An 11,869-nucleotide genomic window follows, 5' to 3' on the forward strand; every position below is an offset into this window, starting at 1 on the left:
GGCGGCCCTCGCGCGTTTCAGGCGGCGGCGCGGTGCTCGACGGCGGGCGCCTGCTCGGCGCGCTGCTGCCGTTCGAGGCGGCGCAAGATGAGTTCGGCCTCGGGGTCGAGGCGGCCGGCGGCGCGGTCGCTGTCGCGGCGGTCGCGGGCGGCGTCGAGGACCCGGCGGGCGTTGGCGAACGCCTGGTCGCGGGAGATCACGGGGCCGGTCATGCGGCGGCTCGCTTGATCAGTTGACCAGCGGTAACGCCGTAGTGCTCCTCAACTGCCGCGGCAATGGCGGCACTTGGGGCGGTGTGTCCGTTCCACAGGCGCCATGCGGTATTACGTGCAACCTTCAACCGTCTTGCGGTGTCTGACGGGTTGCGGTCGCCTGCTGCTTGGGCGGCTGTGACCAGAGTGGCGCGGTCGTACATAGCGGCATCGTCCTTCCGTGGATGGTTTGTTCTATCCACGGATGGAACGTTAGCACGACGTACGGGCGTTCGACGTGGCATATGCGAGCGGACTTGGGAGTTCCGAACTCTGTTGACACGTGGCATATGCGCGGCAACAATCGGTCACCTGTTCGACTGCATGGCGGCAGCTCAGGGGGGTGGACTGTGCCAAACGTGCTTATTCCGGGCGGCTTCAAACGATCATGTGGTAGTAGCGCCCCACGCGCGGTATGTTCCATCCATGGATCGAACGAATCCCCCACGGAAGAACGACCGGGCCACGCCCGCGGAGTTCGCAGACTGGCTGAGAGACCAACTCGAACGCCGCGGCTACGACCTACGACCTAGGGGCGGCGGGCAAACGCGCTTCGCCGCCGACTCGGGTATCGGGCAAGCGTCCATCAGCCGCATGTTGCGCGGTCAAGGCGCCCCGGAAACGCGCGTCCTGGAAGCGCTCTCCGAAACCCTCGACCTCCCGCTCGCCGAGGTCCTGGTCGCCGCCGGCATCCTCACCCGCGACGTCCTGCTCGCCATCCGGCAGCAAACCCCCCGCACCGACCCACTGACACCCGAGGCAGCAGCCAACGAACTGGGGATCACCGACCCCCAAGGCGTCGAACTGTTCGTCTCCTTCACAGAAACCCTGCGCAAGCAGCGAGCCGCAAACGGCGGGGATCACGCCGCCGAGAACTAACGCACGGAGGCACAGCAGTGACGCACCGGTACATGCCCGTTTTCGCAGTCGCCCTGCTCATGGCGGGACTGTCCTTCGGCGTCCTCGGACTACTCGGCAACAACGACGACTTGTGGCGAGCCGGGCTGTTCCTCGTGCTCACCGCCGTACCCCTGCTCATCATCCGCACCGTGCACAACTCGCAACGCGTCTCGGCCGACCAGCTCACCAACGCCGACAACGCCGGCTACATGCGCGCCCTCGACCACGTCGCGCGCGGCCTGCTCGACGTACCCCCCGCACCGCGCCGCGGTGGCAACCGGGACCGCGACGAGCAGGTCGCGGGCAACGTGATCACACTGCGCCCGCACAACACCCACCAATCCGAACGGAAGGCACTGTGACAACAGCGCAGATACCTGCCACGTTCAAACGTACGAAGCTGGCTCCGTACGTCGGATACATCCGGGTCTCGACCTGGAAAGAGGAGAAGATCAGTCCGGAGATCCAGCGCGCGGCCATCCTCGAATGGGCCAAGCGCCACGGAGCCGAGATCACCGAATGGATCGAAGACCTCGACACAACCGGCCGCAACTTCAAGCGCAAGATCATGCGGGCAATCGAGATCGTCGAGAAGGGGAAAGAGAAGGGCATCGCCGTATGGCGATACTCGCGCTTCGGACGCGACCGCGCCGGCAACGCGATTAACCTCGCGCGCGTCGAATCCATCGGCGGACAGTTGGTCAGTGCGACCGAACCGGTCGACGCCACGACCGCTATCGGTCGGTTCCAACGCGGCATGATCCTTGAGTTCGCAGCGTTCGAAAGCGACCGCATCGGCGAGGCATGGAGCGAAACGCACCAGCACCGCCGGGCACAGGGACTCCCGGCCACCGGGCGCCCCCGATTCGGGTACATCTGGCACCGCCGATGGGATGCCCGAACCGAGAAGCTGCAAGACGAGAAGTACGAGCCTCACCCCGAGGTCGGCCCGATCGTCGCCGAGCTGTATCGCATGTACACGCACCCCACGAAGCCGAAGGGGTTCGCCTCGCTTTGCGGGTGGCTCAACAACAGCGGGCACCGCACCACCCGCGGCACCCTGTGGACGACGCAGACCCTCACCCGCTACATGGACGGCGGATTCCCCGCCGGTCTGCTCCGCATCCATGACGACGACTGCAAGTGCAACGGAAGGAGGACCAACGGCAGTTGCCCGAACTACTTCTTCGCACAGGGCGCACACGAGGAACTGATCGACTACGACCTGTGGCAGAAGTACCGCGCCAGGCGCACGGAGGTCCAGAACACCCCGCCACGGGCCCGGAACGCCATCTACGAACTGACGGGCATCGTCCGTCATGACGCGTGCCGCGGCGGTACCAGCATGACCACCAACAGGTGGAGGAACGCCGCCGGTGAGGTGATCAACCTCAACGGTCACGCCTACCGCTGTTCGCAGCGTGCAGCGTCCGGCGGCACCAAGTGCGAAGGCATCTGGATTCAGCGCGTCCCCGTCGAGAAGGAGGTCGAGAAGTGGCTCATGCGCGAGGCGGCGCCGGGCGTCGACACCGCGCCGCCGACCGAGAAGGACGAGCCGAAAGTCGACGAGCGGGCCCTCGCCAAGCTCGCCCGCGCCAAGCTCACGGCGGAGTACGAGACGGCCGAGGCCGCCCTCACTCGCCTGATCATGGACCAGGCCGAGCACCCCGAGAAGTACCCGGCGGGGGCGTTCGAGCGGGCGCGCGACACCTACGTGCAGCGTCAGGAGCGGATCAAGCGCGAGCTTGAGAAGCAGGCCGACGTAGCCGAGGCGCCGCGACGCTCAGATTTCGACCGGCTGGTCGTGAGCATCGCGGCCGAGTGGAAGACGTTCAACACGTCCGAGCGGAACGCCATGATCAAGCAACTGGTACGGCGCGTCGTGCTGTCCCGTAAGAAGGACGAGAACGGCGAACCGATCCCGGGTGGCGAGGGCGTTGCGGTGACGGTGCACCCCCTGTGGGAGCCGGACCCGTGGGAGCGGGCCCGTATCTGTCGAGGGCCGTTCGGGACCGCTACGGCCGGCCTGTGGCTGTCCGCCGAACTCTGGACACGTCCAGACACCTGGGAACAGATTCCCCCGAGGTAGTGACATACCGCGTGGTATGCCCCGAGAATCGCGGACAGGCGCTACCGCCGCGTAACTCAATGGGGAGGCCCACCGGTGTACGGCACGATGCAAGATGTACCGCTGCTTGTCTCGCGGATTCTGGAACACGGCCGGAAGATCCACGGTTCGTCTCAGGTCACCACATGGACCGGCGAGCCTGAACCGCACCGCCGCAGTTTCGCCGAGATCGGCAACCGCGCCGCACAACTGGCGAACGCGCTCCGCGACGAACTGGGAGTGAGCGAGTCGGATGTTTTGGGCACTCTCATGTGGAACAACGCCGAGCACGTCGAGGCGTACTACGCCATCCCCGCCATGGGTGCGATCCTCCACACGCTCAACCTCCGGCTGCCTCCCGAGCAGCTCGTCTGGATCGTCAACCACGCCGCCGACCGCGTGGTCGTCGCCAACGGTTCGCTGCTCCCGCTGCTCGCGCCGCTGCTGCCCCACCTCAAGACCATCGAGCACGTGGTGGTCTCCGGCCCCGGTGACCGTTCGCTGCTGGACGGGGCGTCGGTCCAGGTGCACGAGTACGAGGACCTGATCGCCGACAAGCCGGAGAGCTACGACTGGCCCGAGCTGGACGAGCGCCAGGCCGCGGCCATGTGCTACACCTCCGGCACGACCGGCGACCCCAAGGGCGTGATCTACTCCCACCGGTCGATCTACCTGCACTCGATGCAGGTCAACATGGCGCAGTCCATGGGCCTCACCGACGCGGACACCTCCCTCGTCGTCGTCCCGCAGTTCCATGTGAACGCCTGGGGCCTGCCGCACGCGATGTTCATGACCGGCGTGAACGTGCTGATGCCGGACCGGTTCCTCCAGCCCGCCCCGCTCGCCGAGATGATCGAGAGCCAGCGTCCGACGCACGCGGCAGCCGTCCCGACGATCTGGCAGGGCCTGCTGGCGGAGCTCAAGGCCAAGCCCCGTGACGTGAGTTCGCTGACCCAGGTCACCATCGGCGGCTCCGCGTGTCCGCCCGCCCTGATGAAGGCCTTCGACGAGCTCGGCATGCGCGTCTGCCACGCCTGGGGCATGACGGAGACCTCTCCGCTCGGCACGATCGCGCGTCCCCCGGCCCAGGTGGTGGGCACGGACGAGGAGTTCGCGTACCGCCTCACGCAGGGCCGTTTCCCGGCGAGTGTCGAGGCCCGGCTGACCGGTCCCGGCGGCGAGCGGCTGCCGTGGGACGGCGAGTCGGCCGGCGAACTCGAGGTCCGTGGTCCCTGGATCGCGGGCGCGTACTACGGCGGTCAGGGCGCCGAAGTCCTGCGCCCCGCCGACAAGTTCAGCGAGGACGGCTGGCTCAAGACCGGCGACGTCGGCACGATCAGCCCCGACGGCTTCCTGACCCTCACCGACCGCGCCAAGGACGTCATCAAGTCCGGCGGAGAGTGGATCTCATCGGTGGACCTGGAGAACGCGCTCATGGCCCACCCCGACGTCGCCGAGGCCGCGGTCGTCGCCGTCCCGGACGACAAGTGGGGCGAACGCCCGCTCGCCACCGTCGTGTTGAAGGAAGGCTCCGGCGCCGACTTCGAGTCCCTCCGGTCCTTCCTCGCCGGTGAGGGAAAGATCGCCAAGTGGCAGCTTCCCGAGCGCTGGACGATCATCGAGTCGGTACCGAAGACGAGCGTGGGCAAGTTCGACAAGAAGGTGCTGCGCAGGCAGTACGCGGCGGGTGAGCTGGACGTCACCCAGATCTGAGGTCATCGAGGGCTGGCGAAAGCCCTATGACCGCATTTAGGCCGATACGTGAGTTGGGGCGTTGTTTCACGTGAAACAACGCCCCAACTCACGTATGAGCACGTGAACTTCTTACGGAATCACCGGCGCTGGGCAGGAAGGGCGCTCAGTTCGTGCCGATGCGTGCCAGCAGGTCCACGATCCGGCCCTGCACCTCGGTGCTCGTCGACCGCTCCGCGAGGAACAGCACCGTCTCCCCCGCCGCCAGGCGCGGCAGTTCGGTCGGGTCGACGGCGGCGGTGTAGACGACGAGCGGGGTGCGGTTGAGCTGGCCGTTCGCCCGCAGCCAGTCGACGATTCCGGCGCGTCGGCGGCGTACCTGCATCAGGTCCATCACGACCAGGTTCGGCCGCATCTGCGAGGCCAGCGTGACGGCGTCCTCGTCCGACGAGGCGCGTGCGACCTGCATTCCGCGCCGTTCCAGCGTCGAGGTCAGCGCCAGCGCGATCTCCGCGTGCTCCTCGATGAGCAGGACGCGCGGCGGGTGCTGTTCGCTGTCGCGCGGGGCGAGGGCCTTGAGGAGTACGGCCGGGTCGGCGCCGTACGCCGCCTCGCGCGTCGCCTGGCCGAGCCCCGCCGTCACCAGGACCGGGACCTCGGCGGCGACGGCGGCCTGACGCAGCGACTGGAGTGCGGTGCGCGTGATCGGGCCGGTGAGCGGGTCCACGAAGAGCGCGGCCGGGAAGGCGGCGATCTGTGCGTCGACCTCCTCGCGCGAGTGCACGATGACGGGCCGGTAGCCGCGGTCGCTCAGCGCCTGCTGGGTGGTGATGTCCGGCGCGGGCCAGACCAGCAGCCGACGCGGGTTGTCGAGCGGCTCCGGGGGCAGCTCGTCGTCCATCGGCTGCGGATGGGGCTGGTTCGCGACCTCGACCGCACCGCCGGGGCCGTCGAGCGGTTCGGGGCCCTCGTCGGCGTTTTCGTCAGGGGCTCCTATGGCGTACGAACGGCCGGTGCCCTCGGTGGTGTTGGCCAGCCGGGACTGGGGTCCACTGCCCTGCGGGTGCGGGCGGGCCGCCGTGTCCGTCTGCTCGGCGACGTCGGCGACGGGCTCGGGTCGGGTGCCGAGCTTACGACGCCGCCCGGAGCCGTTGGTCGCGTGCGGCGGAGGCGTGGGCGCCTGGGGCTGCGGAGCGGTCTGAGCCTGGGCTTGGGCCTGGACCGGGGCTTGAGCCTGCGCCTGGGCCTGAGCCTGCTGAGGAAGTGGCTGGGGCGTCTGGGACGCGGGTCGGCTCTGCCGGGGTTGCTGCGCGTCCGTCATGCGGCGGCCGAACGGAACGCCCTGCCCCAGCGTGCGGACGCTGAACGCGCGGCCCTGCGTCGAGTTGGGGTCGACGGGAGCTGCTGCAGGCGCAGCGGCCTCGGCGGGGAGCGGCTGGGCGGCACGGGGCTGCTCCGTGACGGGAGCAGGCGCAGGCGCGGACTCCGGGTCCGCCGGTCCGTCGGCCGTACCCGGCCAGGGCTGACCCGCCGCACCGGCCTCCTGCTGTACGGGGATCCCGGCGCCGGAGGTATCGGCGGCACCGGGCCAGGGCTGCTGTGCCGCAGCCGCAGCCGCACCTGCACCCGCAGCCGCGTCCGCGGGGGTCTGGGGCGGCTGCTGCTGGGCGTTCTGCGCGGGGGCCTGGGCGCCCTGGGCGGGCGCAGCGGCCACCGGCACTCCGCCGGGGCTGACGGCTCCCGCAGGACCAGCCGCACCCGCCTGCGCGACCTGGCCCGGCACGGCCTGCGGCGGTAGAGCCTGTCCCGGGGCACCCGGTTGGGGCATGCCCTGCGGAGGAACGGCCTGTCCGGGAACGGGACCGGCCTGGGCGGGGGCGCCCTGACCGGGATCTCCCTGGGCGGGTACGGCGACGGGCAGAGGCTGCCCGGAAGCAGCCTGCGGCGCCATGCCCTCAGCGGACACGCCCTGCGCCTGGGGCAGCTGCCCGGGCAGGGGCATTGCCTGCCCGGGAACGCCCTGTACGGGGCCCAGTTGCGCGGGCATCCCCTGTCCAGGAGCTCCTAGTCCAGCAACCGCCTGCCCAGGAACCCCCTGACCCGGAACCGCAACGGCCTGCCCGGGCGCGACGGGCGCACCCTGCACACCCGGTGCCTGGGGAGCACCCTGCGCCGGAGCCATCTGCCCGGGAACTCCCGGCGCCCCGGTGGCGGGGGCCGCATCGAGCTCGCCCGCCGCCTGCCGGGCCCGTCGACGCCCGCTGGGCGCCTGCAAGGGATGAGGCTGGGGCGGTGTGTGATCGTCGCCCGCGTTGTGCGAGGCCACGTCGTGGCGCCCGTCGTCGGCCTGGGCGGGAGCATGCCCGAGCGCTGCCTGACTGAGAGCCGGCTGACCGACTGGTGCCTGGGCGAGGGCTGCCTGGCCGTGGGCTTCGGCCTGCTGGGCGGCGGCGTACTCGGGAGAACGGTCCGCCTCGGCCGGCGGGAGCGCGAACACCGCGCGCGGTCCCGCCTCCTGCGCCGCCGCACGCTCGGCCGCGGCGGCCAGCGCACGCCGACGCCGTCCCGTCGGCTGAGGCGCGCCACCACTGGCGTCCGCGGCGGCACCCGCGTCAGGAGCGGGAGAAGGCGCCGCGGGCAAGGCCGCCGGCAGCGCCTGCCGTTCGCCGTCCCGTCGCGCTCGCCGTCCACCGGCGGGCACGGGCACGCCCTGCGGAGGCACGGTCTCCCCGAGCCCCGTGGCAGCGGCACCGGCGGCGTGCTCGGCGGCGGTCACGACCGCGCCCTCGGAGACGCCGTCGCCCTCGGCCGGACTGGGCCGCCCTCGCCGACGTCCGGTCCCGCCGGAACCCTCGGCGCCGCCCTCGTCGGTAGAAGCCTGAGCCGGCAGCGCAAGCTGAGCCCCGCCCCCGCCGCTCCCGTCCCCGGCGGCGCGCCTGCGACGCCCGGTGGGCACGGCCGTCTCCGTAGAGGGCCCGACCTCGCTCTCCAGGAAGGCGTCGACGGAAGCCCGCCGGGCCCGCCGTCGCCCCCCGCCCTGCGGCGAGGCCTGCTCGGGCAGCGCGACCGCGGAACCGACGCCGCCACCGCCACCGTTCGGATCCGAGCCCGGACCCACACCGGCGTCCGCACCCGCACCCGTACCCGCAGTCACTGCCAGGGCCGTACCGGCGTCCGTCCCGGGAGCCGGAACCGCCCCGGCCCCGCCCCCGATCGGCACCTCGAGAACGAACGCGCTGCCGCTCATCCCGGGAACCTCGTGCGTCTGCAGCACGCCGCCGTGCGCGCGCACGATGCCCCGCACGATCGGCTCGTGCACCGGGTCTCCCCCGGTGTACGGCCCGCGCACCTCGATCCGTACGACCTCGCCGCGCTGCGCGGCAGCCACGACGACCGTGTTGTCCATGTAGCCGCCGGCCGAGACCGGTGCGTTGCCCGTGGAGTCGACGCCCGCGACGTCCGCGACGAGATGCGCGAGTGCGGTCGCGAGCCGCTGTGGGTCGACCTCTGCCTCGATGGGCGGCGCGTGCACGGCGAACTGCACGCGCCCGGGCCCGATCAGCTCGACCGCCCCGTCGACACCGGCCGCGACGACCGCGTCCAGCATCACTTTCGTACGGGTGACCTCTTCGGTCCCGGAGTCGAGGCGCTGGTAGGCGAGCACGTTGTCGACGAGCGTGGTGATGCGCGAGTAGCCGGCCGAGAGGTGGTGCAGCACCTGGTTGGCCTCGGGCCACAACTGCCCGGCGTCGTCCGCGGCGAGGACCGACAGCTCCGTCCGCAGCTGGTCGAGCGGCCCGCGCAGGGAACGTCCGAGCACGGCGAGCAGCTGCTCGTGCCGCGCGGACAGCGCCTCGTACCGGTCCTTCTCGCGCTCGGCGAGTGCCGCGTACCGGTCGTCGCCGGCGGCCAGCTCCTCCTCGTGCCGCTCGCTCAGCTCGGCGAGCTGAGTGCCGTGCTCCTCCCGGAGTGCCGCCAGCTCCTTCGTGTGCTGCTCGGCGGCCTGTTCGAGCTCTTCCTGGTGCCGCTGGGCCTCGGCGTCCTTCTCCTCGGCGAGCGAGTCGTACGGCCGGCGGTCCGTGAAGGTCATCACGGCTCCGACGAGCTGGTCGCCGTCCCGTACGGGCGCGGTGGTCAGGTCGACCGGCACCTTGTCACCGCTCTTGGACCACAGGACCTGCCCGCGCACCCGGTGCTTGCGCCCGGAGCGCAGGGTGTCGGCGAGCGGCGACTCCTCGTACGGGAAGGGCTCGCCGTCGGCACGCGAGTGCAGCATCAGCGGGTGCAGTTCCTGCCCGCCCAGGTCGCTGGCCCGGAATCCCAGTATCTGCGCGGCGGCCGGGTTGACGAGAACGACCCGTCCCTCGGTGTCCGTTCCCACGACACCCTCGGCGGCGGCCCGCAGGATCATCTCCGTCTGCCGCTGCGAACGGGCGAGCTCCGCCTCGGTGTCGACGGTGCCGGAGAGGTCGCGTACGACGAGCATCAGCAGCTCATCGCTGGTGTAGCCGTAACCGTCGTAGGCCTGCTGGCCGTTCTCCAGGTTCGCGCTGGTGACCTCGACCGGGAACTCGCTGCCGTCGGTGCGGCGGGCGATCATCCGGGTGGGCCTGGTGCGGCCGCTCTCGTCGACGGTGTCGGGCCGCCGCATCGTGCCGGGGATGAGCCGGGAGTCGAACTGCGGCAGCAGATCCAGCAGGCCGCGACCGACGAGCGCCGTGCCCGGGGCCTCGAAGGCCTCCAGGGCGATGGTGTTGGCGTTGACGACCGTTCCGTTGGCGTTGACCAGCACCAACGCATCGGGAAGCGCGTCGAGTATGGCTGCGAGGCGAGCAGCGCCTCGGGATGGCCTGCTGCTCACGAGACGCTTCCTCCCTGTTACCGCACCTTGCCGACCGCGGGTGCCATCTTGCCAACCGGTCCGCGACGTGTCACGCGAGGGAGTCTACGGGCAGTGGTTGCGCTCGCGGCGCCGGATGAGAGGGAGGTCGCACGTAGAGGGGACGCAGAACGGACGCAGAAGACACGGAGAACCTGTGACCGTGAGTTTCGCCCCCTCGACCCATGAGCCCGCTGTGCGAATCCTGTCCGCTCGGCCTTTCGTTCCCCACGCACCGAAGTCCTCGAAGACGGGCGCTCCTGAGACAAAAGACCGACATTCCTACGATCCGAACCCCGGAAGCACCGGCACGAGGGCGTCCCAGCGCGCGATCTCGCACCCGTCGGAGCGCGCGTACGTCGCGTCGACGGGCCGCCCGGCCCAGGTCCCCGTGACGTGCGCGGTGGCCGGACCGCCGTACTGCATCGTGCACATCCCACCCGGGGCGGCCGGCGCGAACGGGTCCTTGCCCCAGGTGGTCTTCCGGTCCAACTGATCGCAGGCGGCCCGGGCGTCGGGGTGGCTGCCGCCCACCGGATGACAGTCCAGCTCGAACGTCCCGTCCATGCCACCGCCCGCCTTGCTCACCGTCACGGTGAGCCGGTCACCGTCGTCCGCACCACTCACCGGCAGCGGCATGACAGGAAGCGACGCGGCGTACGCGGCCGGCGGCGCCGCGGACAGCGCGGCGAGCGACGCGGCGGCGGAGGTGGCGACGGTGAGGGCGAGGCGGCGCAGCATGAGGGCTCCTGTGGGTGAGGCGAGGCGAATCGGCGGGGACCTGCCGACGGGGATCTGAGGGACGACCCCGGACGGGGACGACCCCCGGACCTGAGGGACGACCTCCGCGTCGGCTCCGGTGTCTCGCAGATCTCGCAGATCTTGTGGGTCTCGCAGATCTCGCAGATCTCGTGGGTCTCGTCGTCCGGCGCCGGTCGGCGTCGCCGGGGGGCGTGAGCCCCACTCCTCTAACGCCGTCCACGCCGTGACGTTGCGCCGCGGGATGGGCTTTGCCCTCTGACCTTTCCGCCTAGTACCGTGGGGGGCGATTGGTGACAGCCCGCTCGGCTGTGTCATCATCTGCACGCACCATTCGCGCTCGCGCGGACGGTTGTGCTGGAGGCGTCGCCTAGTCCGGTCTATGGCGCCGCACTGCTAATGCGGTTTGGGACTTCAATCCCATCGAGGGTTCAAATCCCTCCGCCTCCGCCGAAGATCCCGAAAGCCCCGGTCATCACTGACCGGGGCTTCGGCCGTTCCTTGATCGTTTGAGGGCGTCCCGTGGGCCTCGCCGAGGGCCGCTTCGGGGTCGTTTGCGCAGGTCAGACCGGGTCCGACAAACGGATTTCGCCTCACGCCGCCAGTCATGTAATGTTGTTCCCGCAACGCCGACCGGGAAGAAAAACCCGGAAGGAAGAGCGAACACAACAGAACACACAAGCACTCGTAGCTTAACGGATAGAGCATCTGACTACGGATCAGAAGGTTGCAGGTTCGAATCCTGCCGAGTGCACACAGGTCAAAGACCCCGGAGAGATCCGGGGCCTTTGGCGTTTTCGGGGCGTACAGCAGCGAAGTACAGCAACGGGCTCAGGATGGAGCCCGTTGCTGGTTGGTCCCGAGACCGACCGATCCGTCTCGGCCGTCCTCTAGGTGAGCATCACCGCCGCGATCACGGCAGCGACCGCCGCCGCGAGGGTCAACGCCGGCACCACGGTCGGGTGCTCCTTGGCGACGTACGCCACGAAGGCCGCGCAGAGCAGGGTGATGATGAGCTGGTCGGTGGTCACTCACGTGCCTTTCGACGTGGGACCCGCCCGGAGGCCTGGCAGCTGGTGGGCGGGTCCCGTTCATTGGACCCGCCCTGACATGCGGAAGGCCCCTGGTCCCTTTCTTGGGACGAGGGGCCGCCGACAGCCTCGGCTGCTGACCTACCTGTCCCTAAAAGGGGTAGGGAGGTCATTCATGTGCAACGCGCTGCGCCGGGGGAGGTTACGCCCTGTGCGAAGAAGTGCACCGCATCCAACAGATCGAGGGACA

Annotated in this window: 8 protein-coding genes and 2 tRNA genes; 6 read left to right on the plus strand and 4 right to left on the minus strand. The window is 70.1% G+C overall.

What is annotated here, in order from left to right; genetic code table 11:
* Positions 1–17: 17 nt before the first annotated feature.
* Positions 18–212 carry a hypothetical protein gene (locus ACN20J_RS25885; protein ID WP_181849202.1) on the minus strand — a complete coding sequence of 65 codons (195 nt, stop codon included), beginning with the start codon at positions 210–212 and terminating at the stop codon, positions 18–20.
* A 465-nt stretch (positions 213–677) separates the two neighbouring features.
* On the opposite strand from ACN20J_RS25885, the gene ACN20J_RS25890 reads away from it, so the two are divergent.
* From ACN20J_RS25890 to ACN20J_RS25905, 4 genes are all read left to right on the plus strand, one after another.
* Positions 678–1,130, plus strand: a complete 453-nt coding sequence (locus tag ACN20J_RS25890) for a helix-turn-helix domain-containing protein (RefSeq protein WP_114528202.1) — start codon at positions 678–680, stop codon at positions 1,128–1,130.
* A gap of 32 nt (positions 1,131–1,162) precedes the next feature.
* On the plus strand, positions 1,163–1,513 hold the full coding sequence (locus ACN20J_RS25895; protein WP_181849200.1) for a hypothetical protein: 351 nt from the start codon (positions 1,163–1,165) through the stop codon (positions 1,511–1,513).
* The gene (locus ACN20J_RS25900; RefSeq protein WP_181849199.1) at positions 1,510–3,240 is read left to right on the plus strand and encodes a recombinase family protein; all 1,731 of its coding nucleotides are present in this window, start codon (positions 1,510–1,512) and stop codon (positions 3,238–3,240) included. The genes ACN20J_RS25895 and ACN20J_RS25900 overlap by 4 nt, the downstream gene beginning before the upstream one ends.
* A gap of 87 nt (positions 3,241–3,327) precedes the next feature.
* Positions 3,328–4,971, plus strand: coding sequence for a long-chain fatty acid--CoA ligase (locus tag ACN20J_RS25905; RefSeq protein WP_419666895.1), 1,644 nt, complete (start codon positions 3,328–3,330; stop codon positions 4,969–4,971).
* Between the two features lie 145 nt (positions 4,972–5,116).
* On the opposite strand, the gene ACN20J_RS25910 is transcribed toward ACN20J_RS25905, so the two are convergent.
* A complete protein-coding gene (locus ACN20J_RS25910) occupies positions 5,117–9,811 on the minus strand; it encodes a PAS domain-containing protein (protein ID WP_419666896.1) in 4,695 nt (1,564 codons plus the stop codon).
* Between the two features lie 300 nt (positions 9,812–10,111).
* Positions 10,112–10,570 carry an SSI family serine proteinase inhibitor gene (locus ACN20J_RS25915; protein WP_190230852.1) on the minus strand — a complete coding sequence of 153 codons (459 nt, stop codon included), beginning with the start codon at positions 10,568–10,570 and terminating at the stop codon, positions 10,112–10,114.
* Between the two features lie 377 nt (positions 10,571–10,947).
* Between ACN20J_RS25915 and ACN20J_RS25920 the strand changes: the two genes are divergently transcribed.
* A tRNA-Ser gene (locus tag ACN20J_RS25920) sits at positions 10,948–11,038 on the plus strand.
* Between the two features lie 231 nt (positions 11,039–11,269).
* Positions 11,270–11,342: transfer RNA gene (locus tag ACN20J_RS25925), tRNA-Arg, on the plus strand.
* 136 nt (positions 11,343–11,478) lie between these two features.
* On the opposite strand, the gene ACN20J_RS25930 is transcribed toward ACN20J_RS25925, so the two are convergent.
* Positions 11,479–11,619: a hypothetical protein gene (locus ACN20J_RS25930; protein WP_361912849.1), complete on the minus strand. Its 141-nt coding sequence runs from the start codon at positions 11,617–11,619 to the stop codon at positions 11,479–11,481.
* Positions 11,620–11,869: the final 250 nt, after the last annotated feature.

Origin of the sequence: Streptomyces sp. 2-1 (genome assembly GCF_048564895.1) — a bacterium.
Lineage (GTDB): Bacteria > Actinomycetota > Actinomycetes > Streptomycetales > Streptomycetaceae > Streptomyces > Streptomyces phaeochromogenes.